Annotated in this window: 25 protein-coding genes and 1 pseudogene; 4 read left to right on the top strand and 22 right to left on the bottom strand. The window is 62.3% G+C overall.

All coding sequences use genetic code 11. The features are described 5' to 3' along the window. Positions 1 to 14 precede the first annotated feature (14 nt). Both BMY84_RS18255 and BMY84_RS18250 read left to right on the top strand, forming a co-directional pair. Positions 15 to 1,319, top strand: a complete 1,305-nt coding sequence (locus BMY84_RS18255) for an MFS transporter (RefSeq protein WP_093085542.1) — start codon at positions 15 to 17, stop codon at positions 1,317 to 1,319. A 110-nt stretch (positions 1,320 to 1,429) separates the two neighbouring features. Further along, complete coding sequence (locus BMY84_RS18250; protein WP_093085540.1) at positions 1,430 to 2,383, top strand: alpha/beta hydrolase; 954 nt, start codon at positions 1,430 to 1,432, stop codon at positions 2,381 to 2,383. Positions 2,384 to 2,401: 18 nt separating this feature from the next. Here BMY84_RS18250 and BMY84_RS18245 read toward each other — a convergent pair. Next, positions 2,402 to 2,750, bottom strand: a pseudogene (locus BMY84_RS18245) (IS5/IS1182 family transposase); the annotation flags it as partial. A gap of 223 nt (positions 2,751 to 2,973) precedes the next feature. Between BMY84_RS18245 and BMY84_RS18240 the strand changes: the two are divergent. Continuing rightward, positions 2,974 to 3,414, top strand: a complete 441-nt coding sequence (locus BMY84_RS18240) for a hypothetical protein (RefSeq protein WP_093085537.1) — start codon at positions 2,974 to 2,976, stop codon at positions 3,412 to 3,414. On the opposite strand, the gene BMY84_RS18235 is transcribed toward BMY84_RS18240, so the two are convergent. The 21 genes from BMY84_RS18235 to BMY84_RS18135 all read right to left on the bottom strand — a co-directional run bounded on the left by BMY84_RS18235 (position 3,395) and on the right by BMY84_RS18135 (position 24,987). After that, a complete protein-coding gene (locus BMY84_RS18235) occupies positions 3,395 to 7,120 on the bottom strand; it encodes a conjugal transfer protein TraG N-terminal domain-containing protein (protein WP_093085536.1) in 3,726 nt (1,241 codons plus the stop codon). The two genes, BMY84_RS18240 and BMY84_RS18235, sit on opposite strands and share 20 nt — an antisense overlap. 15 nt (positions 7,121 to 7,135) lie before the next feature. Then, positions 7,136 to 8,599 (bottom strand): conjugal transfer protein TraH, encoded by a 1,464-nt coding sequence (locus tag BMY84_RS18230; RefSeq protein WP_093085534.1) that lies wholly within the window; start codon positions 8,597 to 8,599, stop codon positions 7,136 to 7,138. Positions 8,600 to 8,649: 50 nt separating this feature from the next. After that, the gene (locus tag BMY84_RS18225) at positions 8,650 to 9,225 is read right to left on the bottom strand and encodes a hypothetical protein (RefSeq protein ID WP_093085533.1); all 576 of its coding nucleotides are present in this window, start codon (positions 9,223 to 9,225) and stop codon (positions 8,650 to 8,652) included. An 11-nt stretch (positions 9,226 to 9,236) separates the two neighbouring features. Then, positions 9,237 to 10,088, bottom strand: a complete 852-nt coding sequence (locus BMY84_RS18220; protein WP_093085531.1) for a conjugal transfer protein TraF — start codon at positions 10,086 to 10,088, stop codon at positions 9,237 to 9,239. Beyond that, the gene (locus BMY84_RS18215) at positions 10,088 to 10,687 is read right to left on the bottom strand and encodes a S26 family signal peptidase (protein WP_093085530.1); all 600 of its coding nucleotides are present in this window, start codon (positions 10,685 to 10,687) and stop codon (positions 10,088 to 10,090) included. The genes BMY84_RS18220 and BMY84_RS18215 overlap by 1 nt, the downstream gene beginning before the upstream one ends. Then, a complete protein-coding gene (locus BMY84_RS18210; RefSeq protein WP_093085528.1) occupies positions 10,659 to 11,288 on the bottom strand; it encodes a type-F conjugative transfer system pilin assembly protein TrbC in 630 nt (209 codons plus the stop codon). Before BMY84_RS18210 ends, BMY84_RS18215 begins: the two co-directional genes overlap by 29 nt. A 205-nt stretch (positions 11,289 to 11,493) precedes the next feature. Then, on the bottom strand, positions 11,494 to 12,582 hold the full coding sequence (gene traN / locus BMY84_RS18205) for a conjugal transfer protein TraN (protein WP_093085527.1): 1,089 nt from the start codon (positions 12,580 to 12,582) through the stop codon (positions 11,494 to 11,496). Then, a complete protein-coding gene (locus tag BMY84_RS18200; protein WP_093085525.1) occupies positions 12,579 to 14,513 on the bottom strand; it encodes a hypothetical protein in 1,935 nt (644 codons plus the stop codon). The genes traN and BMY84_RS18200 overlap by 4 nt, the downstream gene beginning before the upstream one ends. Before the next feature lie 358 nt (positions 14,514 to 14,871). Continuing rightward, positions 14,872 to 15,885: a TraU family protein gene (locus BMY84_RS18195; protein WP_093085524.1), complete on the bottom strand. Its 1,014-nt coding sequence runs from the start codon at positions 15,883 to 15,885 to the stop codon at positions 14,872 to 14,874. Then, on the bottom strand, positions 15,882 to 16,454 hold the full coding sequence (locus tag BMY84_RS18190; protein WP_093085644.1) for a conjugal transfer protein TraW: 573 nt from the start codon (positions 16,452 to 16,454) through the stop codon (positions 15,882 to 15,884). The genes BMY84_RS18195 and BMY84_RS18190 overlap by 4 nt, the downstream gene beginning before the upstream one ends. Before the next feature lie 46 nt (positions 16,455 to 16,500). Further along, positions 16,501 to 16,740 carry a hypothetical protein gene (locus BMY84_RS18185; protein WP_093085522.1) on the bottom strand — a complete coding sequence of 80 codons (240 nt, stop codon included), beginning with the start codon at positions 16,738 to 16,740 and terminating at the stop codon, positions 16,501 to 16,503. Beyond that, positions 16,737 to 17,084, bottom strand: coding sequence for a hypothetical protein (locus BMY84_RS18180; RefSeq protein ID WP_256215304.1), 348 nt, complete (start codon positions 17,082 to 17,084; stop codon positions 16,737 to 16,739). Before BMY84_RS18180 ends, BMY84_RS18185 begins: the two co-directional genes overlap by 4 nt. Further along, complete coding sequence (locus BMY84_RS18175; protein WP_093085521.1) at positions 17,081 to 19,609, bottom strand: TraC family protein; 2,529 nt, start codon at positions 19,607 to 19,609, stop codon at positions 17,081 to 17,083. Before BMY84_RS18175 ends, BMY84_RS18180 begins: the two co-directional genes overlap by 4 nt. After that, positions 19,606 to 20,262 (bottom strand): TraV family lipoprotein, encoded by a 657-nt coding sequence (locus BMY84_RS18170; protein ID WP_093085519.1) that lies wholly within the window; start codon positions 20,260 to 20,262, stop codon positions 19,606 to 19,608. The genes BMY84_RS18175 and BMY84_RS18170 overlap by 4 nt, the downstream gene beginning before the upstream one ends. Before the next feature lie 32 nt (positions 20,263 to 20,294). Beyond that, complete coding sequence (locus BMY84_RS18165) at positions 20,295 to 21,644, bottom strand: TraB/VirB10 family protein (protein ID WP_218146980.1); 1,350 nt, start codon at positions 21,642 to 21,644, stop codon at positions 20,295 to 20,297. After that, positions 21,641 to 22,432, bottom strand: coding sequence for a type-F conjugative transfer system secretin TraK (locus tag BMY84_RS18160; RefSeq protein ID WP_093085517.1), 792 nt, complete (start codon positions 22,430 to 22,432; stop codon positions 21,641 to 21,643). Before BMY84_RS18160 ends, BMY84_RS18165 begins: the two co-directional genes overlap by 4 nt. Then, positions 22,416 to 23,051 carry a TraE/TraK family type IV conjugative transfer system protein gene (locus BMY84_RS18155; protein ID WP_093085516.1) on the bottom strand — a complete coding sequence of 212 codons (636 nt, stop codon included), beginning with the start codon at positions 23,049 to 23,051 and terminating at the stop codon, positions 22,416 to 22,418. Before BMY84_RS18155 ends, BMY84_RS18160 begins: the two co-directional genes overlap by 17 nt. Positions 23,052 to 23,060: 9 nt before the next feature. Further along, positions 23,061 to 23,327 carry a type IV conjugative transfer system protein TraL gene (locus BMY84_RS18150; RefSeq protein ID WP_093085514.1) on the bottom strand — a complete coding sequence of 89 codons (267 nt, stop codon included), beginning with the start codon at positions 23,325 to 23,327 and terminating at the stop codon, positions 23,061 to 23,063. Positions 23,328 to 23,444: 117 nt separating this feature from the next. Then, the gene (locus BMY84_RS18145; RefSeq protein ID WP_093085513.1) at positions 23,445 to 23,774 is read right to left on the bottom strand and encodes a hypothetical protein; all 330 of its coding nucleotides are present in this window, start codon (positions 23,772 to 23,774) and stop codon (positions 23,445 to 23,447) included. Between the two features lie 170 nt (positions 23,775 to 23,944). Next, a complete protein-coding gene (locus BMY84_RS18140) occupies positions 23,945 to 24,724 on the bottom strand; it encodes a DsbC family protein (RefSeq protein ID WP_256215303.1) in 780 nt (259 codons plus the stop codon). Further along, the gene (locus tag BMY84_RS18135; protein WP_093085510.1) at positions 24,721 to 24,987 is read right to left on the bottom strand and encodes a hypothetical protein; all 267 of its coding nucleotides are present in this window, start codon (positions 24,985 to 24,987) and stop codon (positions 24,721 to 24,723) included. Before BMY84_RS18135 ends, BMY84_RS18140 begins: the two co-directional genes overlap by 4 nt. Before the next feature lie 288 nt (positions 24,988 to 25,275). On the opposite strand from BMY84_RS18135, the gene BMY84_RS18130 reads away from it, so the two are divergent. Continuing rightward, complete coding sequence (locus BMY84_RS18130; RefSeq protein WP_093085508.1) at positions 25,276 to 25,701, top strand: hypothetical protein; 426 nt, start codon at positions 25,276 to 25,278, stop codon at positions 25,699 to 25,701. Positions 25,702 to 25,777 lie beyond the last annotated feature (76 nt).

Raw genomic sequence — 25,777 nt, 5'->3', positions numbered from 1 at the left:
TGGGGAGTAGCCACATGGAAAAGAAGACTGATAGCGCCTCCGCGCCAACGTCCGCATCGGGACGGCGCCGGTGGCTGATCGTGGCCCTGCTTTTCGCAGCGACGGTCATAAACTACATCGATCGCCAGATGATCGGCGTGCTCAAGCCGACCTTGTCACAGGATCTGGGCTGGTCGGAGGGCAACTTCGCCGATGTCATCTTCTACTTCACAATGGCCTACGGCGTTGGCTTCCTCGCTTTCGGGAAGATTATGGATGTCATCGGCACAAGGCGGGGATACGCGCTCTCCTTCGTGATATGGCAGGTCGCACACATCGCGCATGGTCTCGCGTCGAGCGTCCTGCAATTCTCCGTCGCGCGCTTCGCCCTCGGCATTGGGGAGGCAGGCAACTTCCCAGCGGCAATCAAGGCGATAACGGAATGGTTTCCAGCCAGAGAGCGCGCGTTCGCCATCGGCATTTTTAACGCTGGCTCCAACGTCGGAGCGATCCTCACACCCCTCATCGTGCCGGTGATCGCGGTCGCCTATGGGTGGCGGGCAGCCTTCGTCGTCACCGGCGTGCTGAGCTTCGCGTGGCTGGTGGCATGGCTGATGATCTACCGGAGCCCTGCCGAGGACCAGAAGCTCAAAGCAGGCGAACGTGCATGGATCGAGCAAGACCCCGAACAGTCAAGCAGACCCTTACCCTGGTCGAAGGTGCTCAGAACGCGGGAGACATGGGCCTTCGCACTGGGCAAGTTCTTCATTGATCCGATCTGGTGGTTCTTTCTGTTCTGGCTGCCCGGCTACCTTGGTGAGCGCTATGGCCTCGATCTGCTGAGCTTCGGCCCTCCTCTCGTGGCCATCTACCTGCTTTCCGACATTGGCAGCGTGGCCGGCGGCTGGTTCTCGTCCCGGCTCATCAGCCGCGGTGCCTCGGTCAATTTTGCGCGTAAGGTGACCATGTTGGTCTGCGCCGTCGTTGTGCTGCCGGTGCTGGGCGTGCAGTCAGTGGACAGTCTTTGGACTGCGGTTCTTATCATCGGCCTTGCAACGGCGTCTCACCAGGCCTTCTCGGCCAATCTCTATGCGATCGTGCCTGACATCTTTCCTCGGGCCGCGGTGGGATCGGTGATCGGCATCGGTGGTACGGCAGGTGCGATCGGCGGCATGGTGATGGCGAAATATGCGGGCTACGTCCTTGAGAGTCTGCATAGCTATGCCCCTCTCTTCGCAGTGGCCGGATCGGCCTATTTTATAGCTTTGATAGCCGTGCAGTTGATCAGTCCCAAGCTGTCACGTGCGCATCTGGATGAAGCTCAAACTTCAGAAGCCTAGCCACAACGACAGGCTTCGCTCACATGCTGGTCGATACCAAGCGGTTGTTGGAATCGGGTATAAACGAAGTGGAGATGTAGGGGATGCAAATTCGGGTAAGTCGGCGGGAAATGTTCGCTGCGGCCGCGGCGATTTCGCCGCTCGTCATGCGCTCAGGATCGGCGTTGGCACAAACGACTGCGGATTTTACGGAAGTTTCCCTCTGGCCAGAAGCGTACCTGCCCAAAGGGCAGGGGCCCTCATCGCCCGAACTTTGGGTCGAAAGAAGCAACAAGGAGGGCAAGGTCCGTCGCGCTATCACGGCTATTTCTCGTCCGCGTTTGATCGTGGTTCGGCCACAGAAGCCCAATGGTGCGGCGGTGATGGTTGTTCCGGGTGGGAGTTACGCCTTTCTCTACATTGACAAGGAGGGGTTCGAGGTAGCCAAATGGCTTGCGGCGGCTGGATTTACGGCTTTCATCCTTCTTTACAGGCTACCAGGCGAGGGATGGTCGAACCAAGAGACAGTACCTCTGGCCGATGCGATGAGAGCTATCCGCCTAATTCGACACCGATCTTGGCGCTATGGTATCGACCCCGAAAGGGTTTCGATCCTGGGCTTTTCAGCCGGGGGGCATCTGTGCGGATCACTCGCCACGGCTGGTGACGCGCCCGTTTACATGCCGGTGGATGACGCCGATAATCTTTCGGCACGGCCTGCCAGCGCGGGACTGATTTATCCCGTGATCTCGATGAAGCCAGGACTGGGCCATGCGGGCTCGCGCAGCCACTTGCTCGGCGATCAACCAATTGGACAGAAGATGACTGAGTTCTCAGTCGAGGAGCGCGTGAAGGAAGTAAATCCACCCATGTTCCTCGCCCATGCACGAGATGACACGACAGTTTCGGTAGACAACAGTCTCGTCTTGTGGTCAGCATTGAGGAGATTCAACATTCCTTGTGATCTTCACCTGTTTTCGACTGGCGGCCATGGCTTCGTTGGGAAGTACATAACTGCCTCGGGTTGGCCGCAGCTTTTTGTTGATTGGCTTAATTCGGCCGCTGTCAGACATGACGAGACATGAGACTCCGTTTGAGAATGCTCATGGATGGACAATTCTGCGGCGCATGAGGCTGCCGAGAGCGACATGGATCATGGCCTCCGAGAAGTCGGTCCGCTGCTCGTAATCGCGAACGAGCCTTGTCCAGCGCGTCATCCAGCCGAAGTTCGCTCCCACTACCCGGCGCCTCGGCAGCGCCTTGAAGCCTGGCTCCTTGCCAGAGCGGCGGATGATCTCGAGGATGAGGTCCTGATAGGTCGCGGCGTCCATAAGGCGGGGGCGGTCGTTGGCGCCGTCAGTAAACAAGTGCTTCAGCCAAGGGCAATCTCTTGCGAATGGCCGCGACAATCGTTTGATTGCCAGCGCTGTCGGAAATATCGGCGTTAGCCAGTTTGCCAACTTTCCGGCAGTCTGCAAGTATGTGGACCATGTAGCTGAGAGGGATCTGCTCGCCTTGATTTCGTAACCAGATAAAAATCTAACCGCCGAGCCTGGCAGTGGGGCAAGCGTATAGGTGAACAAAAATAACAGGCAGATGGTCCTGGCATCACGAAAGGGGAGGGGGCTTGCGGTCAGGCGACGGAGTGATATCTTTGCCCAGAGGATAAGCTGGAATGTCGAACTCTGAAATCTCAATCGAGCCTGTTGCACCGCTCCCAGAGAAAAAGATCTTTGATTGGCTCTGGTGGCCCCTGCATGCAAAAATCTGGTGGTCTACAATGTTCCTATATTGGGGTGGCATGTTTGCGTCACTTTATCTTGAACCACTGTCTGATTTTTATAGTTCTGTAATTTCTGGATTCGCTAATGTGCTCTTCTTTCCTCCGCTGATGATTCTCGTTTTGCTGTTCAGCTACATTAGGGACAGATTGGGTAGGATCGATTTCGATGAAGCGCCGGAGACTGACCTTGGCTTCGATTGGCAAGATGGCGCATATGGTCCTTCCGGAATGCTCCGTGAATTTGATCCGCTCGATCCGACGTCCGGGGCATTGTGGATCGGCAACCCGCTCAATCCGCTTAATGGCGCCTATATCAATCGGCACCCTTCTTAAATGAGGGATCACCATCAAACGGGCCAGCGCTGAAATCCGTTGAAAAGCGTCCATGGTCAAGGAGCGCTTTTTGTTCAAAAGATGTAAGAGGCGCAGTTGGGTCTACCACTCCCCGTCCACTGTCAGCATCTCCAAGATACCGGTTTCTAATCCCTTCGGGGCCCAGTATTTCCATTGCCAGTTGATCGGCAAAAGCTTGGGCCGGGTTTGGAGATTGGGAGGCGGACCGTTCCGCATTAGCCAGTAACTGACGTACGTCGTGATTGACTATATTCAGTTGAGCGCTGGCTGTCTCGGTGGTCGTCCCGCTTTCTTGGGTCGAAATTCCAAGCGATCCGCCAGCGCGTCCGAAAGCACTGCCCACGGGCGCGCTCTTAGTTGATCCTCGTGATGTTGTAGAGCTTGTTCCTCCCCCAAGGTCGCCCTTAACAGATAGCGAGAAACCGTTCTGGTCTTGTGCAGTACGCGAGATGGTTCGCTCCCAACCAGTTTGCGCCACGATAGCTTGAACATCACGTTGGAGAGTGTCAGCAATTTGCGGCTTCAAACGCCAATTTCCCTTGCGATCCATTTCGAATCCGCCGCGCAACCAGTTCGCCATCGCTGCTTTGCCGTCTGCGCCGCCGCCCATGAAATGTTCGATCGTGTCGGGCCCGGCCTGTTTGCCGGCTTCAAACCGTGTGCTGGTGTCGTTCCGTGCCGATTTCTCGAAGCCCGCACTGCTGGAAACGAGGAGATCATTATGCGCGAGGCTGAAGCGGGCATGGCCACCATTTGCGACCGCGCCGAGCTGGCTCTCGTTGATGAGACCAGCTTTCCACATCTGGGCTGCGGTTGCGGGCGTGAGGTTCAGGCTGAAGTCGCCATTCTGGTCCATCGCGATCTGACGTTTTGTCATCTCGATCCCGTTCGTCTTGAGGAGCGATTGCATGCGCGACAGGCGCTCCTTCTCGACGATGCCTGTCATTCTCGCGTTACGTGCCCGATCAGCCACGCCTTCAGCGCCGCCCTCCGCCATATCAAGCTGGTTGCCCGCGCCATCGCTCAGCGCCCGTATGAAGCTGTCGAGCTTGGCGGCCTCGCGCGTCGACATGCCGGCTGCCGCAGCGCCTTCTGCAAAGCCGAAATTCTCCGACTGCCTGCGCTGCTCTCCGATCCTGGCGGCGCTGCGTGTCCCGTCATGACCGACCTCACGCTGCGCGTCGAGCTTGCCTGACCGCTCGGCAAAGTCATAGCCGGCAGCTTCGCGGGTTCGCCCATAGACGCTTGTCCCTTCCCGAGACGCCTCCGTGGTTGCCCCATCGGCGGTCCCGACCTCGCTTGAAGCCCTGTAGGTCTCCAGCGCATGCATGACCTGCGCTTCACTGCGGCCGGTGGCGCGGGAGAGTTGGCTAATGGCGGTAGAGCGCGCTTCGCCCGAAAGGGCGTTGATGAAGGCGATGCGACGGTTCATTTCATCTACCGGGAGGCCCAGCATCCTGGCTGCGAACCGCTGTCCCTCGTTACCGCCCGTTCGCCGCGCCTGTTCGGTCGCGACATTGCCGCGCTCGACGGCAGCAATCCGATCGCCGGCATAGTCGCGCCGTCCTTCCATCGCCCCCACCTGCGTCTGCGCGGCGGTGAGTTCGTTTTTGAGCATCTCACCTTGGGAGAAGCTGTTGGCGATGAGCTTGGCGAAGGTGGGATCGGCTTGCGCCTGCGCAATCACACCACTGGCCTTGAGCGCCGCATCTTGCGGAGCGTAGCCCGCGCGCTCGAAATGCCGGCTCGCGCCCTGCATCATCATGTCGTAGGCACGCGTGTCGCCAAAGGCGCGCCACTGGACAAGGTTCTGGGTGAAGGCGGCAAAAGCCTTCTCGCCGCCCTGACCTGCGCCGAAGTGATCTGTCCCAAGTTTCCGAAGTGCATCCTTCTCCGCGAAATTGTGGATTGCGCCAGTGGCGGCGGCCGCCTGGACCGCGCCTTTGACCGAGGGTTCGGCGAGATCGCGACCGGCAAGGGCGGGGGCTAAACCTCCCAGTTCGCGGCCGGCATCGATCCCCCCCAGGCCAAGTGCGGCCTGACCTGGCACGCCGCCATGCGCGCCTTCAACCGCGCCGGCAGCGCCGAAGCTGCGTGTCGCTCCAAAGCTGGACCGCTCGCCAAAGTCCCCGAACGAGGGCGCCGCAGCGCGGCGCGTGCCGGTTCCGGCGGCTGACGCTTGTGCTTCGAGTGCCGAAGCATAGCCTTCCGATGTCGAGACCGCTGCCGCGGCAGACGACGCCTGGGCGGTGACGCCCAGCGACCCGCCTGTGAAGGAGGAGAAGACATTGCCCGAGAAGCGGAACACGGTGAAGACGAAGGCGCCGGCGAGGCCTGCGCCGGCGGTGCGGAAGCTGCCGAAAATGGCAAGCGCTTTCATGGCAGCTGAAGGCGCCAGCATCCAGGCATTCGCTGCCAGATGATTGGCGCGCATTTCTGCCAGCGTCGCCGTCGCCCGCCCAAGTGTCAGCTGGTAGATGCCTGCATCGATCACGCCCCAGAGGGCCACGAAGACGAAAAGGCCAAGGGCAAAGCTCGCGACCCGGAGGTTAATCGGCGTCAGGATGAAGAGGAGCGCCACCGGCACCATGAAAAGCATGATCCCGAAGACGACGGCGCGGATCGTCGGGAACCATTCGTTCGCCGTCGACATGGTCGCAAGGCCGCTCGATACGACCGCCCGGTTCGCCATCACCCGCGAGGCGGTTGCCGGACTATCCTCGAAGAGGACATCTCCCACGCTGTTACCGAGCAGGATGTTGGTGAGGAAAGCCTGGGCGGTGAGCGGCGTACCCATCATCATGTCGCCCATCTGGCCAAGATTGGTGCGGCAGCGCGCGAGCTGGTCGGGTTTTGTGATGTCATAGCCGGACCGTTCGCAGACCTGCGCTGAATAGCTTTCGAAGATCACAGGGTCCGACAGCCGATCGGCGATATGCGTCCATGCCTCCTGGCAGCTCACCGTCTTCCCGCCCTTGTCGGATGCCGTAAAAACCGTGGTGAACGTCGATGGCCCCGCCATTGCTGCAAAGGCGGTGGGGAGGTCGGTGCTGGCACGGAAAAGCTGGTCATCATCGACACCATAGGCGGGCGACACGCGAGCGACCGGATAGCATTGGCGGACATAGTCCTTGACCGTGGCATCAAGGAAGCTGTCGGTCATGGGGCCGCGGGGCGAGACGGCGTTCAGGAACAGGTCGAAGGCGTGGCCGCCCATGCCAAATTCGAGCTTGGCATGCGGGTCGAGCGTATTGTCGTCGATCGTTTCAGCCAGCGCGCGCTCCATCATGTTGGTGACGCCCGCCACCAGGACGATAAGATTGGGGACGTCGCCCACCGCCTGATAGGCGTAGCGCACGCGGTCATAGACATGGACCGTACCGGTGGTGGCGATAAGACCCACGAACACGCCAATCCCCACCAACATCTGGAAACCGAAGGCGACAAGACCCATGCCGGTACCCCGCACCATGGCAAGGACAGCGCCGAGCGCCATGCCCACGACCGCCACGATCAGCACCAGCGTCTCGTAGCGCGGATCGGCGAAGATCATGGAAACCAGGCGAAAGGCATCGACCGTCTCGGCAAAGCCGTCATAGCTGTGGAAGCTGGCTTCCAGCGCATGAGCGGGCTGAGCGATGGCGATGCCGGCCAGAGCGGCCACCAGGCGAGCGATAAGGCGCATGGGACAATCTCCCTCTTAGCGGTTGCGATTGGTGGCGGTGCCAGCGGCGTCGCGGGCGTCCCGATCGCGCTGGCGGATGAGCCCGGCATAGTTGGTCGAAAGGTTGGCTGACCCAAGCGCTGCCAGATAGGATTGGCGCATCTGCGCGCGCTGCCGCAGCACCTCTTCGCGCAGGTCGGCGAGCTGCTCGATCCCCTTGGTGAGGATCCGCGTCTGGCAGATATTGGCGTTGCTGCTGTCCGCAGCGCCCGCCGCATGAGTGCCGCGCTCGGCGTTGGTGAGCGCAAAGTCGATGCTGCGGGTAAGGTCATTGAGCATCTGATAGGCCAGGGTCAGCGCCACCAGTTCGTCCGTATCGGCGATGACAGAGTCCACTACATCCTGCCGGACGCCCCATTCGAGCATGCGATAGACAGGGAGGGTGCGGACATTGGCCACAAATTGCCGTTCTTCTGCGGTTAGCGCTGCGCGCGTGCGGATTTTCTCGGCGATCGCTGTCATGCGCTCGCGAGTGAGTGTGAGCGCGCCCTTGGCGCCGTCGCGCGTGCAGTCGGCGCTGGTGGCGGGTATGTTGAGCGCGCGCCGCATGACGCGGCCGCTCAGGAAATCGTCGGAAGATTCGCTATCCTGGCCCGCGCACGCCGGGATGGCAGAGAAGAGCGGCACCTTGTCGGTCGCGTCCCAGCGCATATAGACGTCGCCGACGCGGGCCCGCATCACGGCTGCCCAGTCGGACGCACCCACTCGGCCGGCGGCGTGCGAGAGGAGTGACCCCGTCCGGAAGATGTCGGTCACCTCAGCCGGACAGTTGGCTAGCGCATCGCGCAGATCCTCGGTTGGATTATTGCCGTTGGACTGTATTTTCTCGCGGCTCTGCTGATAGCTTTTGGCGTAACCTTCTTTGACGGATTTGTAGCCGGTCATCTCCTCGATGATGCCGGACATATTGTCGTCACCCTTGGCGATCTGGACCATGCGATTGGCAAGCCGGCAGTCGTTCACCTGAATGCTATTCAAATAATTGGTAGCCGCCTCCATCTTGCTGATTATGTTTCCCATTTTTTCGTCGAGCGTTTCGAGGAGATATTGGAAGGCGACCGCTGGGGCGGCCTGAAGAATGCTTTCGAGCTTCTCGACCAGATAGTCGGGATCAAGGAACGACATGCCGCCCAGAAACATGTCGATGCCGCCGCAGCCTGCCTTCACCTTGGGCAGCGTCAGGCTCATCAGATAATCATTATGAACATCGATCCGGCCCGACATGCCGCCGGCGGTCACATAGCCGCGCGTCTGGTCCTCAAAACTGCCAGGGCTCGTATAGGTGACATTGTCGAACCAATGCTCCGCCCAGCTCTGTGCGAGCGCGGGGGCAGGCGTAATGCCGCAGCTAGCGGCGCACAGCGTAAGGAAGGTGACAAACCGGTGGAACAGCGCCTTTGTGTTCAGGCGCGAGAGGCGGGCTGAGAGGGTAGGGCGCATGGCGGCCTCCGACAGGATGAAGGATAAAGATCGACTGCGCCCGCCATTGCTCAGCCTTTCCGACGATAGGTGGATGGGGAGGGCGCGGCTGCGCCGACGATCCCTGTAAATTTCGACATGGCGCGAACCCCAACGGCCACGCGCACGCCCGCCTGCATTTTGGCCGCGAGATAGAGATTGCGGCTGATATTGACTGGATGATCGGTACCGATCGCCACCGGAATGATGCGATTGGGATCAGAGAGCGGCCGGACCCATGCGACCGGGTGCCCGACCCAGGGGAGGCCGAGGCGGCCTGAGCGGATCATGGCCTCCTGCGCTGGAATTGTCCGAATGCCCCAGCCATAGCGGGCCTTCACCGCGCCAAGCTTGGTCCAGAGGTCGCCGCAAGGCAGGCAGCCTGGCGCTGTGCTCATCTCGATCACATAGGCTGCGCCCTGGCCTTTTAGCGTCGCCTCGAAATCGGGCGGATAGACGTTGGTGCGTCGAACCCGATCGAGCCAGGCTTTCATGGCCTGTTCGGTGCGGACCGGATGCACGGCTGCGCGCTCGGCGTCGGCGCGGCTCGGCGGTCCCGCAGCCCCTAGTGGACTGACACCCACGGTCGCTGCCACAACCCAAGTCATGAGGGCCACTTTCACGGCTGCGTGCCCTGTGTCACTGCCGGATCGCTGGCCGCGACTGGTCCATTGGCCAGCGCGTCGAAAAAGCCATTCTCCTCGCCAGCCCCAGTCAGGAATTGCTCGGGCCGAATGTCGCCGGAGAGGAGTTTCACGGCCTGATAGGCGGTCTGGATGAGATTGGGATAGGCCTCCACGCCATTGGCGATCACCATGCGCTGGGTAGAGCCGCGGCGGATCACCATGGTCGTTGGCGTTACATCGACGCCAAAGCGGCTGGAGAGCTCAGGTTTGCGATCGAGGTCCTGGCTGCTCACCTGCCAGCCCATTTCTTCTGCAAAGCGCTGGAGGATCGGCCATTGGACACGGCAATAGCCGCAGCTTGTCCGCGAGAACATGATGAGCGCAAACTCACCGCCCTTGGATCGGAGATAGGCGCGGCGCGTCGCGTCCTTCTGCGCGCCCATGGCGTCGCGCGCGTCGCCGACCACCGGATAGGCCGAGCGGGCGCTCAGTTCCGGGTGGATCAGCATGGCGAGCTGCGTGACGCCGGCAAAGGCGCGGGCTTTGCGCCGCGCAAAGTCCTGGAGCCGCCAGAAGTCGGCAACAGCATCAACGGTAAGAACCGTGGCGGCATAGTCGCGCTGCTCGATAATGAGCTTCGCAATCCGGGGTGGGCTCCATTTGGCGAGCTCGGTCATTGGCGGGATGACAGGCGCGGCAGGCAGCTGTTCCTCGTCCGCTTCGCTGCTGTCCGCGACTTTGGGCAGATACCACCAGTAGCCGAGTTTGGGGCCGCCATCGGGCACAGCGGCAGGCGACGACGTGGAGGCCGCAAGGGCGAACGCAGCAGAGGCAAGGCCCCACATCACAGCACACGCTCCATGCGGGTCAGACGCTCAATCCGCACCGGCCCGAAATATCGGCTGTCAAAGCCCTGTGGGTGGTCGGATCCCACATAGATGAAGCCTGCTGGGATGACATGATCGCCCCAGTGCAGACGCTCCAGGCGCTGGCCATTGCGGCCCATGGGGCGGCTGATGCCGAGCAATGTGGCGCCGCAATAATAGCTGCTGTTCGTGACCTTGCCGTCGAAAACCGAATGGCGTTCCACCTCGCGCAGGCGCTCGCCGGCCATGCACATCGCCCGCTTGGTCACGCTGACGGGGCGCGGTCCGGCGAGGGGATGGGAAAGCGCAAACATGACGAGGTCGCCCTTATGGATGGCGCCCGGCGCGGCGCGCACCGCCCAGGCATCGATCGAGGGGCTCATGACGATGGTGACAGCCGGGATCGCCTGCCAGGTGATCGTCGCCAGCGGAACAATCATGCCAAGGGCGAGCCAGAAGCGCTTGGGGTCAGCCCCCTGGTTCCCGACCGCGCCGCCCAAGGCGGTGGCTGCCGCGCGCGGGAGCCGCATGAGCCCAAGGAACAGCCTTTTAGCGGCCAGCCAGACGAGCCGAAACATCGCGCACCTCCTCCTTGCCGCCCAGGCGTCCATATTCATCGAGCAGGCCCGAAAGCGCCGCGTCGCCCAGGACCAGATGGGCGGCACGTGGCGCGCTCTCATCTTCCCGTTCGCAATAGGGCTGGGTCGGATCGCCCGGCACCATGGCGAACGCCGGCACGCGCGCTATGCCGTGCTGACGGAACAGGATCGGATCGATCACCACCTGGACATTGCGCATCGTGCAGGCCGGGCCTTCGCAGCCCGGATCGACGCGCAACATTCGCGCCGTGAGCTCTGCCATCGGGCCGATCCTATTAAGGCCGCCAGGCACGCCGCGAAAGGCGATCACCCCGCCGACGCGTTCAAGCTGTCCGGCATAGCTGCGCAGGGTCTCGATCGGCATGGATGAGGAAGCGAATAGCAGCGGCACCCAGGCCTTGGCTGGCACATTGCCAGAGGCGGGCATGGGCGTTGGCGCGCCGTCGGGCGGCGCCAGGCCCAATGCCTGATGAAGCCGGGCATTCATGGCCTGTTGCTCGTCGCCAAGGGCTTTTGCGGCCTGCGCTTGTGCAGTGCGCGCCTGCACCTCCATCCTTGGATCGGTCTTGCGTTTACCCATCGCTTCGAAGGCGCGCCGTTTGAGGGCAGGAGAGGGGGATGGAATAGCGCTGGGCCCGGCGTGGGTCGTTGAAGTCCCGCTGGCTTTTGCTCCGCGGAGCCGCTCCATGGCCGAGGATACTTCTTCCCCCGGTTGAGGCTCCCTTGCCTGTCCGAACCCCGGGGCGAGAAGGGCGAACGCCAGGATGAGCGGCGCGATTGCGGCGTCAGGGATTGACGGTGCGCAGATAGGCATCGACCTTCTCCTCCATGTCGATTTGAATTTCGGACTGGGCGCGCGCCTCGATCTCCTCATAATATTCGGACAGATCCATGCGGCTGAAGTCGAGCGCCTGAAATTCCTCAGCGGTAAAGCCGCGGCAATAGGGCTGCTTTGGCGTGCCCCAACCGATGCCATTGAAGGCGCTAAGCTGCGGGCGACCCTGCTCCTGGATGATGCGGCCGAGCTTGGTGTTGAAGCAGCAATGGCCGCGCGCCTTCTGGATGCAGACGCCAAGGATGGATGAGGAGCAATAAGTCCCGACTTCATGGCACATGCCAGAGCCGCGCAGCATGCCGGTTTCCATATCCTGCTGGTCACAGCCGGCGAGCAGCACTTCCATCATGAAGTTGATAGCGAGGCTGATTGCGATCGATGTGGGATCAAGGCCGATGATGATGGCATTGGCGCCGGCACTCGCCGCCTGGCCCGCGCTCGCGCCGGCCTTGAAGGCGAGATAGGCGGCCTTGGCGCCGGTGAACACGCCCTTGGCGATCGCGATCTTGGTGGTGAGCGAGCTGAGCGAGCCGCCCATGCCGTCCTTCACGATCTTGTCCCTGTCCTTGCAGCAATTCTGGAAAGTGTTGCTCGCGCCCGGTGGTCGGCAGCGCAGCGCGCGGCCGCCGAATATCTCGATCGTGCCAAGACAATTGCCCTCGGCGTCGACCGGGCCGTCATTGTCCGGGCCGGCGTCATCGACGAGCACTTCATCCTCGATCGGACTGAGCGCAGTGTCGATGCAGGCGACGGGCGAGCAGGTCGGCGTGCCGCCTGCTGCGGGCACCAGGCACTGATGCTGGTCTCCCATTGGGCAGCGATAGGCGCCGGCGGCATCGGCCACGCAAGGCACCTGGCTGATCGGGCATTGGGTGGCGCCACCGGCCATAGTGAGGCACCTCGCCAGCTCGCCCTCATCAGTTGCATCGCCATTGCCGTTGAGATCTGCCGCGCAGAGCTGCGCTGCCCATGCCGGCCCTGGGTAGGCCATCGCCATGAGTGCGACGCTCAGCAATCCTATAATGTCACGCTTCCTCATGGCGTCCCCGCAGTGCAGGCAAGATCGGAGCCGGCGAGGCGCAGGGTCTGCATCATCACGGCAGCTTCGGGAAAATCATCGAGGCAGCCGCAGGCTGAGACCAGTTCTTCACGTTCCCCAAGCGGACAGACATTATCGGCCGAGCAGCTATGGTAGAAGATATCCCAGCCAGTCGGGCTGTTCTGCTTTGCGCCTACGACCCCGTCCGTGGCGACATCGCTGTTGGCCTTGGGCGCGCGCGTTTTGCAGATTGGCTCGCAGGCTGGCACGGCTTGCCGCTGCGGCATCGAAAATGGGCGGGTCGATGTTGTGATGCTGCCATCTGCGGACCTCGTCCTGTCGGCAATCAGGCTTTGCGTGCTATTGTCGAGAATATAGGTGCTGCGCGTGAGATCAGGCTCGGTCAGCGCGGCGCGTTCAGTGAGGCAGGCGTAGCGGCGCGAGCGCTCGAAGAAGTCGCGACTATATTGATAGGTGCATTGGCCCGCGCCAAACAGCCGGGTTTGCGGCAAGGGTTTAAGACCAGTATTGACGCCATTGCGCACCGTCTCGACGACGTCGACCTCTTCTGCGACGAGCCGACAATCCTGGTCGGACGCATAGGGCGCGCAGAGATCCACAAGTCGCTCTTGGGCGTTGCAGCTATCGTCGATTTCAGCTTCGATCTCGGCAAGCGCGCCGCCTTCGTCGGCCACAGCGACCCGCATGCGGATGTCATGGGCGCCAGGGGTCATGAACGGCATGAGGTCGGTGCCAGGCGTGCGCGTGAAGATGCGGCCCTGCTCGCAATTGCCCGGCGGCAAGCCCGTTCCGGTCCAGCTATTGGGTCCCGACGCGACGAGCGTTCCGTCCACATAGATTTGCGCCCAGTCATCGGCATAATAGCGAACCAGGCGCAGGGCGCGCAGACGAGCGAGATCGCCGACGGTCAAACTCATCTGAAATTCGAAGATCGTGCAGCGGCCCCCTGCGAGGCTCTTCTCGCCGGGCGACCCCATCTGGAAGCGCGCCACGGTCGGGCTGATCGCGACGGTCGAACGTCCGCCCGATCGCGCAATGACAGCGTCGAAACTCGGATCGGAGACGGTGATCTCGCGGGTGATGGTGCAGGCGCGCGTTTCCTGCGCCTTGCCGCTGCCGGCAGATGAGGCTGCAAGGGCCTGAAAGATGCTGCTGGCCTGCGCAGTTGCAGCTGCATCTCCCGCCAGGGCAGTGGGATTGGCTGTATATGTCGTTGCCCCTATTGAAGGGCTGTCGGTGCAAGCAGTCGTCTGAGCGCCGACATAGCGTATGACCGGGCCCTCGATGCTCGCTTGCGCTACGCCTATACGCGGATCGGCGGTGGTGAGCGCCCCGACAATGCCGCCGCCCAGATCCTTGAGGACAGAATTGAGGTTGCCGAGCACGAGATTGCTGCCGCAGCTTCCATTCACGCAATAGCAGGCGGAAAGCTCGGTCTGCGGCACCTCCCCAAGCTTGAGGTTGCCGGCCGGCGCCACCTCCCATTTGAAGGGCCTGCAGTTGTTCCAGCTTCCTGGGTCGCAGGAGATGATCCCGTTTGCACAGATACCGGATATGGGAACAGGGAGGGTCAGATTTTCATCGAACATGCCGTCAAGATTGCTGTCGCGCGCTATGCGCATATGAGTGATGTCACCGGTCGCGCCGGGCTGGATCAGCAGCTCCAGCATCGTCGCGCTCTTCTGACAGGCAAGGTGAGAGGTGAAGGTTGTGCTGCTGTCGGTTGTGCTGATGGCCTCGCCGGCAAGGCCCGGATTGACGTAGTTGCTCATGATCGCATCGCTGTCGCTGGACTTTGCCCGCGAAGCCGCCGCCGCGGCCTGCGCACGTGTCTCCATTTCCTGCGCCTGTCCGCCTTGCGGGGCGAGAGCTACACTGCTGATAGCCAGGATGAGGGTCCGCCCTTTCATAAGGCATGTCCTGGCGGAACAGGATCTGCGGCCGCGACCAGACGGAAGGCGTGACCGCTTGTTTTGACAAGAAAGCAGGCGCGGCCCTTGAAGGTGGTCAGCACGGCCGATATCGGATCGGGCGCTAGAGAGGGGGGACACCCAATCCGAGCAGGGGTTTGACCGACCGTGCTGACCTTTCCCTCGCGTGGACCCGATCTGGCGGTTATCTGGCACGCGAGAGAAATGGGGGTTGGAGCGACGCTGTTGGGGGACGGCGCCGCTCCGCCCTCGCAGCGATCGAACGGGTAAGGAAGACTGTGGCGGGCAGACCTCCGGACATGCCTGTCGATCGTCGCGTGGGATGGTGGAAGAAGGGTCACGGGGTGGATACTCCCGCGCAGCAGATCACTTTTTCGAAGGACATGAACTGGGCATTGTCCTTGCCGGGCGCATGTTTGCCGCTGGACCAGAGCGCGCCTGGACGTCCGATATTGACGCATTTGCCGCCCTTGACCGGCTCCATGATCTGGAGCTTGTAGCGGCTCTTGGTCCAGATGGGCTGGGCCTTGAACGAGCAGCCGTCAGCCGAACTGATGGTGAGCGCGCCAAGGCGTCCCATCATGAAGGTGCCGCGTGCGGCCAGGCCCGCCCAGGCCTCAACGCTGTCGCCAAAATGGATGTCGCCCGCGACAGGATAAGTAGCGCCCCAACTCCCCATGCACCAGAAGAGGGGATCAAGAACCTTTCCGGCGGCGGCGGCCGCGCTGTCGGCCATGCAGGCAAGGCCAGCAGCGGGATTGCCGAAGAGGATGCCCTCGGGCTGAATGATCGCGCCCAGGGTGCCCGACTGCCAGGTCGGCAGTATCTCGGTGATCATCGCGACGTCGAACCCGTCGTCCTCGATGCAGGGCAGGTCGGTGAACATGTCGAGCATCTTCCAGACCGGCGAGATATAATAATGCATCTGCGCGAACATCTTCTGGCTGTTGGTGCCGTCGGCAATCGAAGACTGGCTCCCCTGGAGCCTGCCGTCGGTCGGCAGCAGATCGGCGCCGAGCGCCATCATGCAGCCGGGTTCGGTCACCACGTCGATCATGCGATTGGGCGACCAGAAACTGACCTTCACCCCGAACCAGAAGGTCGCGCCCTTGCGGCAGGCGCATAAGGGTTTTGAGGCGGACTGGGCGTCGAGTTCCTTGTCCAGCTTGTCGAAGCTTCCGACTCTTACCCCTCCGATGGTGATCGGAAAGATGCAGTTCCACCGCACTTTGGTCAGCGGATTGAAGATGGTGCCGGTTTCGCATTTGGAGGCTTGCGCCGGCGCGCTGCCGGAGCCGACGGCGAGCGCGAAGGAAAGAGCGGCGGCGCGCAGGAGAGCCTTGCGGTTCATGGCCGGGCGCTCCGATCCGCGGTACGCTCGGGCGCATATTCACTAAGCACGAGTTTCTTGCCCTCCTGCGCGACGATGACCGGCGCCACGGTAAGACCCAGCCTTTCCTTGACGCGCTCCTCCAGGATGAAGAGCGGGCGACCAGTCCGTTCTGAAAGGTCGAGGGCATCGCCTGCCGTCAGGAGAATGAAGTCGGTAAAGCGCGCGGATTTCAGCGCCCAGTCGAGATCGCGCGGATGAACGATAACAAGGCGCTGGGGCAACGAGACATAGTCGAGGGGGTTGAAGGTAAAGCCCTTGGGATAAAGGACGCGGCCGTCGGGCAGACGAATATCCTCATCGACCGTGTAGAAGGGTATGAGGCTCCGTGTCCGATCGGCTGGAGTGATCCCAAGTGAAGTGGCTTTGAGCGCCGACCAGGTGGCGCGGGGGCCAAACTTCGATGCCATGTCGGGCGCATTGGCGATCCGCGCCTCGATCTCACTCATCGCGTCCGGCTCTGCGATCGGCCAAGTACGCCCGATAGTCGAGGTCGCGCCATGCGCCTGCTGGCAGGCGAGGCCCAGCATCAGGGCGCCGACTAGCGCGTGCCGCGCGCGGTCGGGGAAGTGTGCTTCAGCGGTCATGACGCTTCGCCCACCATGGCGTGCCCTGATCCCGTCCTTCGCCGCGGACGGCAACGATCAGCGCGGTAACGCCGAGTATGCCCGACACGACAAGAAACAGGCGAAGGGACGTCGGTAACGGGTCCGATGCCTGGCACACCAATAGGGTCTGGACGAGCAGCAGGAGTTGCGTGCCAACAAGCAGGCGGATCGGGCCGCGCGCGGGGGCGCAAGCGAGGATGCCGGTCATTGGCCCCGCCTCCACCTAGTGAAATGATCGAGGCCGCGATCGAATGCGCCGGTAAGACCGATGAGCAGCATGCCGCTCGCAAAGCAACCCGCCGACACCATGACAGCGGCGCGCAGCACCATCACGGCAGGCTGATGGAGCGCGAGGCCGGCGCAAAGGACGAGCGCGCCCATCATCAAGGTCTCGATCGTCACGAGCCGGAAGCGCCAGAACAGGGCCTGATGCTGGGCAAGGCTTGCGGCGCGCGCCTCAATGAGCGCTTCGATGGTCGGATCAAGGTCGAGGTCAAGCTGCGCACTCGGAGACTTGGCGTGCGGGGGCGAGGCGGGAGGATTTCGCATCATGAGAGCTCCTTCGACGATTGGGATCTCGACTGCCCAAGCAGCTGCGCGGGATCGACGCCGGCAAGATCGCAGACGGCTTCGAGCGGCGAGAGGCCGGCGCGCAGGCGCGCTTCGAAGGCGGCTACTTCCTGGGGTGCCGAGGTGTTGATCCAGTAGGAGAAGGGATCGACGACCAGGCGCGCGATGCCGAGGCCCAAGGGCGAGTCGATGAAGACCTCGGAATAATGCGGCTTGTTGTTCCTGACCGACTTCAGGAGATCGAGGACGAAGCCTGAATAATCGAGAATCTTGTTCTCGACCGCTCGTTCATAGGTCGAGCCTTGGAGCAGGAAGCGGGTGGCCGCATTTTCAAGGATCACCTGGCCCGTGCCGCCGAACAGCAGCAGGTCGTTCATCGACTGGAGGACGACGCCGAAGCTCCCCTGATATTTGCGCGCACGCCTGTAGCCCTGGCCGAACACCTCGGCGAGGCGCGAGAGATCCTGGCCCTCGGTTCGCGTCATGAACTGGGCCGCCTCATCGCACAGGACAAAGCGGGGCTTGTCGCGGGCGGAGAGATAAAGCTCCTGGCTCACCGCATTCACCACCACCATGACGATGACGTTGAAGAGGTCGGGCATGGCTTTCAATCGCTCGAGTTCCAGCACGACGAACTCGTCGGCCGAGATGTCGAAGGTCGAGGGGCCATTGAAAAAATGGCCATAGGCCCCCGAACTGCCGAAATCGCGCAGGTTGAAGGCGAGTTCGCGCGCGACCGGGACCAGATGATCGACCCTGTCGAGGTCCTGGGCAGCGTCGGCGGGATAGGCGCCAAGCCAGTCCCGGACCGCGTCGATGCCGGATTCCGCGCGGCCTGTCTCGATCGTCCATTGGACGGCGGACTTGAGCAGGTTCCACTCCGAAGTGGTGACGCCCTTGCGCGTCGCGGCATTGGCCATTTCCGCGACAATCGCGACCGCCATGGAGATGGCGGATTGGCGATCGTCGCCATCCAGCGCAAAGCCCATGTCGAAGGGGTTGAGGACCAGCGCCTCCTCGCCAATGTCGATATAGCGCCCGGAGCAAAGGGTGCAGAGCTTCCGGTAGCTCCCTCCAATATCGATGATGCGGATGAGCGCGCCTTGGGCATAATATTGGAGGCAGAGATTGTTGAGGAGGAAGCTCTTGCCCGCCCCGCTTTCGGCCGAGACGATGAAATTATAATTGTTGATGCGCGGGTCGAAGAGATCCAGCGTGATGAGCTGGCCCTTGCGCCCGACATAGAGCAGGGCGGGACGGCCTCCGCCGCGAAAATCAGTCTGTACGGGCGCCAGCAGCGCAGCCGCCTTGGCGGGCATGGGAAGATCGCGCTCGAGCATGCGCAGCGTCCGGCGCTCGGGATAGAAGCCGAAGGGCAGGCTCATCGGCAGTAATATCGGGTTGAGATAGCTTTCCTCCTGCATCATCCAGGGGAGAGGTTCGCTTTCCCAGAGGCGTTTGGCGCGGGCGGCCATCTCGCGGGCCTGCGCGCTGTCGCGCCCGAAGACCCAGACGGTCGGGATCACCGAGACGAAGCGGCTGTTGCCGGCCTCGTCCAGCACCCAGCCAATTTCCTCGATCTGCTTGCCGACCTCGACGGCGAAGCTGCCCGCGGCCTTCTGCGCGGAGAGGATTTGCGCGCGCTTGTGGATCTCGAACGCGGAGTGATCGAAGAGGATGTTCAATGTGTAGAGGAAGGGTCCGCCAATCTGGTCGCTGTCTTCAGCGGCGCCCCGCATGCCGCCCAGCAGCCGATTGCAGCGCTCGGCCGTCACGCGGCGCGCAGGCGACTTGGGCGTCAGGCAGCGGGCTACCTGGTTCCCGAAATAGAGTTCGGGACCATCGAACAGGAGGTCGGGCCCTGCATCGATGATTTGCTTTCGAACCGGGCGCGCGGGGTGATCGGGACTGCCCGTGGCGAACACGCCGGGCGCGGACTCGAAGGCGCCATTGAAGATGCGGCGATAGAAGCTGACCAGCGCCTGCGGCGCCATGCGCATGATCCCGAGTTTGGAGAGCTGCTCCTCGATCTGGCGGCGCAGGTCTGCGCCCAGTGGCTTTCTTGATTTGATGGCGAGTAGTACGCGGAAGTTGCGGATGGGGATGCCATGGAGAGCGGGAAGCCCTTGCGTCCCGTCGCGCAGATAATGCGCGGTGCGCCGGGCCGAGGCCTGGATGAGCGGATCGGGGCGGGTCTTGAGATCGAGATAGGCTTCTAGTGCCTGGTCGATCAGGGGGTCGGCAAAGCAGTGGAGCTGGACCACGGTGCCAGCGGCGAACTGGATGTTGAAAAGCCCGAGAAGCGCCTGGTGGACATGGGCAAAAAGATAGGCCGACGGCACCAGTTCCCACGCTTGTCCCCAGCCATCGTCGATTGTGAGGAAGGCTTCCTCGTCCTCGACCCAGCTCACCATCGGCAGAAAGTCGGAATAGGCGTCGCGCGAGACGCTTTGCTGCAGCCGCTTGGTGGTCATGCCGCCACCGTGGCGTGTGCCGGGCGCCTTCATGGGTTCTGCTCCTCTGCCTGATGCTGGGCCTGATGCTGGGCCTGATCCCGGGCCTGATCCTGGGGCGGCGCGGGGATGTCGCTTTCGGGTAGCGCGGGCCTGGCTTTGGTCTGTTCAAGAATGGGAACGCGCGCCGCCGGTTCGGTCGGATTGACGAGATAATCACCCACCACCCATTGCGGCTTGTCGAGGATCGAATAGACGTAGCGCGGCATGTAGAGCCGGTCGGGCCGATCGCGATCGGCATAGGGCAGGATCAGGGTACGCACGGTGCGGCCGGGTCGGAGCATCGGCGTGACGGGCGCTTCCACCAGCCCCTGAAGCTCGCGATAGACGCTGCTGCGATAGCCCAGATAGCTGTCTGGCGCCGTATTGAGGCCGAACCGCCGCATGCCGGTGCGCCCGGCAGCTTCAACGCCCCTGCCGACGTTCGTAACCTTGGGATCGGACCTGGATGCCCGGCCCGCGACCGCGTCGGCGTAGGCCTTGTCGGGGTGGATGCAATGGCCGTGATCGCTATTCTTGCAGCTGAACTTCTCAGAATAGGGCGACATGGCCGAGCCAAGCGTCGTGCAGCCGGGCAAGGCGCCAAGCAGGAGAAGCAGAGCAGAGCTGCCCCATCGGGCCGTGATGCGGGAATGCTGGTAGGGCATGGGAACGTCTCCCTGACGTTGGCTGGCGGACATCAGAATTTGCTTGTCGTGCTGGGCTTGATCTCGAGCGCGAGACCTTCCTGGATCACGACCACCACATCTTTGGCGGCGCCGACTTCGACGATGGGACCCGCCTGGCGGGCGAGGTCGAGATAGAAATCGGTGAGCTTGTCGGAGGATTTGGAAAGCCCGCCGGCTATGCCGGTCTTCAGCGCATCGCCTGCGTCCAGGGACCGAACGGTGCCGAGCGCCGAGGTGGAAGTGTTGCCGAACGTGTTCTCGACGCTCTGGCTGACGCCCGCGATCGTGCCGGCGATGAAGCTGCGGGCAAGCGCTGCGCCGGCGCGGGTGACGACCTTGCCCGAAAGCCCCTTTTTGCCATCGGTATCGACGAAGAAGCCCTTGATCGGTTGATCGATAACCGAACGCTCATCGAAATCGACGCAGGAAAGTGAGATGAGCTGTACCTCGACCCGCTCTTTGGCAAGGCTGCCGGTCGCGTTGCCGATAACGAAGCAACCCGAAAGATTGGCCTTCACATCATTGGGAAGCACGGCGGGGGCCTGGACGCGGGCGATGAGCGGCTCCGGGTTGCTCGTCGCGTCCCGGCTGGCGAGTGCGTCGATCCCGGTCAAAAGGCGCGCCTTCATGAAACCAGGTGGCAAATAGATCGTCCTGGTCTTTTTTTTAGCGCCATTTGGAGTGGATGATCCCTCCGCTACGACTGCACTGGTGGCAGCGCCGATCGCGCCGATCTGGCGTTCGACCGGCGGTGCTGGCGGTGCAGCCGGCCCACTCGGCATCGGTGGCGCGGGCAGGCTGCCGTCAGCGCGGTCGAGGTCGCTTGGACTGGGACTGGGTGGAAAGGCCGGAATATCGCCCGGCATGGCATTGGGGAGGTCGCCGTCAGCAGCCTCGTGCGATGCCGTGCCGCCAATCCCGATCTTGCCTTCCTCGATGGCCGTGACCCGGTCGCCTAGCAGATTTTGTCCATCCAGGATCTTCTTGAGGTCGCCGCGCACCTTCGTCTCGAGGCTGTCGCCGCGAAGGCCCGCGCCCATGTCGAGCTTCGAGGCTGCCGGCGCCTGGGGCCTGGCTTCCTCCTCACTATTGGAGGCGGAATAGAGGCCGTAGCCAAACAGGGCGACGAGGACAGCGATGGCGGCCTGCCGCGCGCGCAATTGCTGCTGTGGACTGAGCGTTGCCCAGCGTGCCTTCAGATCCAGAAGGGCTGGACCGCGCAGATGGAGGACGCTGTTGTTCCTGTCCGTCGGTGCAGATGCGGGGCGTGTTGGCCGGGAATGGCCCTTGGCGCCGCTGCCTTGCGCGGGCGATACGGGTTCGTCAGCGCCTTGTGGCACATCCTGTCGCTCATCGCTCATAGCCCGTCTCCCCGGCGCAGGATGATAAGCCGGGCCGTTTCCCCGGCGCGCAGCGACAGCCGGTCGAGCGTTGCGCTGAAAATCCGGGTGCCAAGGGCAGCGTCCAGAAAGAGGCGCTCATCCATCTCACTGTCGCTCGCCGCCTCGATCCGATATTCCGATGCGTTGAGGTCTGCGCCCTCGATCGTGACGCGCCGGCGTTCGGTGATGCGCAGCGCGGGCGCGGCCGGGATGGTCATCTGCCGACTAACTGTTGCGATCTCGGAGAAGCTGGTCGGCACCCTGTCCTGAAGCAGCGAAAGGGTGATCGAGACGGCGCGATCCTCCTCGGCAAGCGGGGCGAGAAGATCCTCATTGGCGTGGGCGCGCTGGCGGGCGCCGGGCACCAGTGTGATCGTCTGGGCCGGCATATCGGAGGGCTCAGCGTAGAGCGGGTAGATGGCCCCATTGCAGGTGACGAAGAATTCCGAAGGGCTCGTCACATAGGTACGCGTGATCTGGCCGCTGTCGTCGCTTTCGCGGACGAGGAATTTGACCCAGGCGTCGCCGCCGCCTTTTTCGACCGCGAGGCCCTTCTCGGCGGAGAATTTGACATCCTCTATCTCCCCGCCCTGGCAGACGAGATGATTGACGTCGCGATTCGAGAGCCGGATCATACTGGTCTGGTCGGGCAGCGCCTGGATCGATTGCGCGTGACCCGGCGAGGCCATGGCGATGAGGGGCAGGAGCGCCAGCCCCGCAGCCTTCCAGGCTTTGGGCGCGCGTCCTCTTTTACCGAAGTTCGGCATCGAAATTCTCCTCGGTGAGGGACAGGATCCAGAAGCGACCGGCATCGATTATGTATCGGATGCGTAGATTGCCCCGGAATTTGCGGATGACGCCGCCGATGACGCGCACCTTCTCGACGGGCACGAGGATCTGGCGATCGGTCCAGGTGACGGGCTGATCGGGCCGGATATAGGTGGCTATCGAGAGCGTGGGATTGTTGCCAAGTTCGTCGAGAACCGCGTTCAGCCCGTCTCGAAGGCCATTATAAGCGGTCGGGTGGACAATGCTGAGCAACTCCTGGAACTGCCGGTCGGCCGAGAGCGCCGAATAGGTGCCCGACAGCGCGACGATATTGCGCGTCATGGCGCGCAGATAAGCCGATGAGGGTTTGCCGCCCGTCACATAAAGGTCGCCGCTGGCGCCAAAAGGAATGACGATCGTGCGCTGGTTCTGGGACGTCGAGTAGAGCGCCATGCCCAACACAGCAGTGATGCCAAACAGGCCGACAATCGAGAATTTGAGCAGCCTGTTCTCCTCGAACAGGTTGGACGATCCCTGGAGATAGCGGTGGATGCCAAAGCTTGCCGGTTTGCCGCGCAACGGATCGGCTCCCTCTTGGTGCGATTTCTGACGGAACATAAAGGTGCCTCACTCGCAAAAGCGGGTCTGGGTTGGCCCGGGATAGTGGGGGAGGGTGAGCAGTCCCCAGCGCCAGGCCAGATGGGGGATGAAACCGCGCGGTTTCGTCCGCTTCCAGGGTATGAAGAGGAGAAGGACGCCGAGGAGCGACCAGCCCACCATCCCGCCGACGATGACGGCGACGAAGATGGTGGAGACCACGACAATGAACTCTTGCGCGTCGAACCAGAGGATCTGGACCGGCTTATGCAGAAATTGTGGAAGTCTCTCGTCCACGCCCTTCTCCCTTGCTTCACCCACATCCGAACAGATGTGAGGGTTACGAAGAGCGAGGCTCGCTCTTCGTCCGGCGCGGGGCCGATAAAACCCCGCGCAGGTCTGTTGGCCCGTTCTTCAGACAATCATGCCGAAGGTCTGGAGGATGGAGTCCGCCCGAATGAGGCAGACGGCGGCCACGATCGTGGGAATGCCGATCATGATGTTCGAGAAGAGCCGGGACACGCCGAACAGGAAAGCGGCGACGCCGCCCACAAAGCCGAGCGGTCCCTTCACGCCCTGGTTCACCACGATGTCGTAGATATCGTAGCCAAGATCGCCTGCGGTCGGCGCCTGGAAGGCATGGGCGGCCGATGCGAGGGCGAGGGCGGCGACGAAAGTGCATGACGCATCGGCCGACCGAAAAGACGGGCGGCGCACGCGCGGAAGAGTAGCAAGTTTGATCATTTTACAGGTCTCCGGACACAAGAGGAGCCGCCCCAAGACATGCCTGCCGGCACCGACTGGGTGTTCGCTGTCGGCCGATGACAGGCTGGGAGGCTCCTCGGAATGGGGCGCCGTCGTCGGCATCTTTAGGCCCCGGCCGCCATGCAGCCCAGGGCCCGCCAGAATAGGGATCAGTTTGGCGGCTTGGCCTGTGGCCGCTGCTTGGCGAGCCAGGCTTCGATCTCGGCCTGGCTGAAACCGGATATGAGCTGCCCGTCCAAAATGAGCGTCGGTGTGCCCGATATGCCTATGGATTTGACTGCCTGCGCGTGGGCCTGAACCCGGGCCGCGCCATCCGCGCACTTGCTGAGCGGCTTTGCCGGTTCACCAGCGTAGGTCGCGTGGAACGTGGCTTCCGGTTCCTTGGCGCAGAGGATATGCTCCGCTTTCGAAGCCGCTTCTGGATGGATGCCGGATACGAAGTAAATCTGCCGCCGCACCGCTTTACCTTCGGCAGCCTTGGCAGCCCAGAAGCGATCGAGCGCGCGGCAATAGGGGCAGTCGGGGTCCGTGAACTCGATGACAAGGGGCGCACCGGGCGGGCCGACCATAAGGGCGTCCTTCGGATCAAGATACTTGAGCTTGCTTCGAGCCGCGGCATCCTGGGACAGGGCCGTCAGGTTGACGCCATTTTTGTCGTAAATGGTCGCGAACAGGAGGTGGTCGCTTTCCGGCGCATAATAGAGGATGCGGCCTCCGGCGCTGGCCTGAAAGAGTGGGCCGTGCACGGGGGAGGGCGCAAAATCCTCGAACGCAAGATTGGCAAAGCTCTGATGGAGCTGGGCCTCTGCGGATTTTGCCAGCGCGGAAAGATCTGGTTCGCCCGAGGGCTGACTAAGAGCTGGCGCCGCTGTCGCGAGCATCGCTACCACGCCGATCAGGCAGGCACTGTCGAGAAGGCTTTTCATCATTTGTCTCCTGCACGAAGGTGAGCGCTCTTTGAGAGGAGGCGCTGATCGATGCGGACCGTGCTGCCGAGGTCGATGATCTCGTTGGCAGGCATCCCCGCGTGAGGCGCGCCAATGAAGAACTCCGCGCCGATCTGTTCAATCGAGAGCTTCTGCAAAGGCGTCGTCGCTTCAATGATGCGCTCTTTACGCGCAGCTGGCGCGGAAGCTGGAGCGAGGGCGAGTGTGAGCAATCCGGCCATGATGGCCAGGCGTGATGCCGACATCGAAAGAGTCTCCCTGTTGCCAGTTGCATCAACAGCCTGGCCTTGAGTAGCCGTTCTAAGTCGAGGCGCCTGAGCTTACTTGGAGCGGCGCCCCGACCGTCGATCGGGTGTTCCAAGCGATGCATCCAAAGTGCCAGATCCCGCAATAGAGAGGGCACTGAGATGCCGAAAGCGGCACTGAAGTGCCGAAATCGGCATTTCAGTGCCGCTTTTTGTGCCTAGAGCAGCTTCAAACAGAATTTAGACCGTCAATAGAGGTGCAGATTTTGCGAATCAGGGAAACTATCGATGGCTACGCCCAAGTCCCGAAGCTACCGGCTGCAACTCTCAGAAGAGGGCACCGACAAGTTTCTCGAATGCCATTATCGGCTGGCGCGCATTGCGAGGCGCTTCATCCCCTATGGAGCGACGCTCACTGTTGCCATGCTGCTGATCGAGGCGCTGGATGGCCAGGAATTGTCCGATGAGCTTTCCGGCCCGGCCGTGAACAGGCTGAGCGGGCGGATCGAACATTTTGTAGGTGGGGCACCCAATCTCGCACAAGCCGCCGCAACTATGCTCGATCAGGTTGAGATTGCGCCCGATGGTGGGCATGCCGTCACCGCGGTGCGGCTTTTCACGGCGGCAATCGCCCTGATGTCCGCGTGCGAAGACAGCGAGATTGCCCGAGCCTATCGCCGGATTGGGAACGGGTTTCAGACCCAGGATATGTGAGAGCTCATAGGCTTTTTGCGATGGCGTGAGCAGCCATTCAGGCGCATTCTAGCAGGTACAATTTGTAAGAGAGTTG

Origin of the sequence: Sphingobium sp. AP50 (assembly GCF_900109095.1) — a bacterium.
GTDB lineage: Bacteria > Pseudomonadota > Alphaproteobacteria > Sphingomonadales > Sphingomonadaceae > Sphingobium.
The sequence above is the reverse complement of the archived record's forward strand: the minus strand, read 5'-3'. Positions and strand labels throughout refer to the sequence as shown.

Bases quoted from the DNA above. Each gene is read 5' to 3' on its own strand.
- BMY84_RS18255 (WP_093085542.1), top strand. From the start codon at position 15: ATGGAAAAGAAGACTGATAGCGCCTCCGCGCCAACGTCCGCATCGGGA.
- BMY84_RS18250 (WP_093085540.1), top strand. From the start codon at position 1,430: ATGTTCGCTGCGGCCGCGGCGATTTCGCCGCTCGTCATGCGCTCAGGA.
- BMY84_RS18240 (WP_093085537.1), top strand. From the start codon at position 2,974: ATGTCGAACTCTGAAATCTCAATCGAGCCTGTTGCACCGCTCCCAGAG.
- BMY84_RS18235 (WP_093085536.1), bottom strand. From the start codon at position 7,120: ATGCGCCTTATCGCTCGCCTGGTGGCCGCTCTGGCCGGCATCGCCATC.
- BMY84_RS18230 (WP_093085534.1), bottom strand. From the start codon at position 8,599: ATGCGCCCTACCCTCTCAGCCCGCCTCTCGCGCCTGAACACAAAGGCG.
- BMY84_RS18225 (WP_093085533.1), bottom strand. From the start codon at position 9,225: ATGACTTGGGTTGTGGCAGCGACCGTGGGTGTCAGTCCACTAGGGGCT.
- BMY84_RS18220 (WP_093085531.1), bottom strand. From the start codon at position 10,088: ATGTGGGGCCTTGCCTCTGCTGCGTTCGCCCTTGCGGCCTCCACGTCG.
- BMY84_RS18215 (WP_093085530.1), bottom strand. From the start codon at position 10,687: ATGTTTCGGCTCGTCTGGCTGGCCGCTAAAAGGCTGTTCCTTGGGCTC.
- BMY84_RS18210 (WP_093085528.1), bottom strand. From the start codon at position 11,288: ATGGGTAAACGCAAGACCGATCCAAGGATGGAGGTGCAGGCGCGCACT.
- traN (WP_093085527.1), bottom strand. From the start codon at position 12,582: ATGAGGAAGCGTGACATTATAGGATTGCTGAGCGTCGCACTCATGGCG.
- BMY84_RS18200 (WP_093085525.1), bottom strand. From the start codon at position 14,513: ATGAAAGGGCGGACCCTCATCCTGGCTATCAGCAGTGTAGCTCTCGCC.
- BMY84_RS18195 (WP_093085524.1), bottom strand. From the start codon at position 15,885: ATGAACCGCAAGGCTCTCCTGCGCGCCGCCGCTCTTTCCTTCGCGCTC.
- BMY84_RS18190 (WP_093085644.1), bottom strand. From the start codon at position 16,454: ATGCTGGGCCTCGCCTGCCAGCAGGCGCATGGCGCGACCTCGACTATC.
- BMY84_RS18185 (WP_093085522.1), bottom strand. From the start codon at position 16,740: ATGACCGGCATCCTCGCTTGCGCCCCCGCGCGCGGCCCGATCCGCCTG.
- BMY84_RS18180 (WP_256215304.1), bottom strand. From the start codon at position 17,084: ATGATGCGAAATCCTCCCGCCTCGCCCCCGCACGCCAAGTCTCCGAGT.
- BMY84_RS18175 (WP_093085521.1), bottom strand. From the start codon at position 19,609: ATGAAGGCGCCCGGCACACGCCACGGTGGCGGCATGACCACCAAGCGG.
- BMY84_RS18170 (WP_093085519.1), bottom strand. From the start codon at position 20,262: ATGCCCTACCAGCATTCCCGCATCACGGCCCGATGGGGCAGCTCTGCT.
- BMY84_RS18165 (WP_218146980.1), bottom strand. From the start codon at position 21,644: ATGAGCGATGAGCGACAGGATGTGCCACAAGGCGCTGACGAACCCGTA.
- BMY84_RS18160 (WP_093085517.1), bottom strand. From the start codon at position 22,432: ATGCCGAACTTCGGTAAAAGAGGACGCGCGCCCAAAGCCTGGAAGGCT.
- BMY84_RS18155 (WP_093085516.1), bottom strand. From the start codon at position 23,051: ATGTTCCGTCAGAAATCGCACCAAGAGGGAGCCGATCCGTTGCGCGGC.
- BMY84_RS18145 (WP_093085513.1), bottom strand. From the start codon at position 23,774: ATGATCAAACTTGCTACTCTTCCGCGCGTGCGCCGCCCGTCTTTTCGG.
- BMY84_RS18140 (WP_256215303.1), bottom strand. From the start codon at position 24,724: ATGATGAAAAGCCTTCTCGACAGTGCCTGCCTGATCGGCGTGGTAGCG.
- BMY84_RS18135 (WP_093085510.1), bottom strand. From the start codon at position 24,987: ATGTCGGCATCACGCCTGGCCATCATGGCCGGATTGCTCACACTCGCC.
- BMY84_RS18130 (WP_093085508.1), top strand. From the start codon at position 25,276: ATGGCTACGCCCAAGTCCCGAAGCTACCGGCTGCAACTCTCAGAAGAG.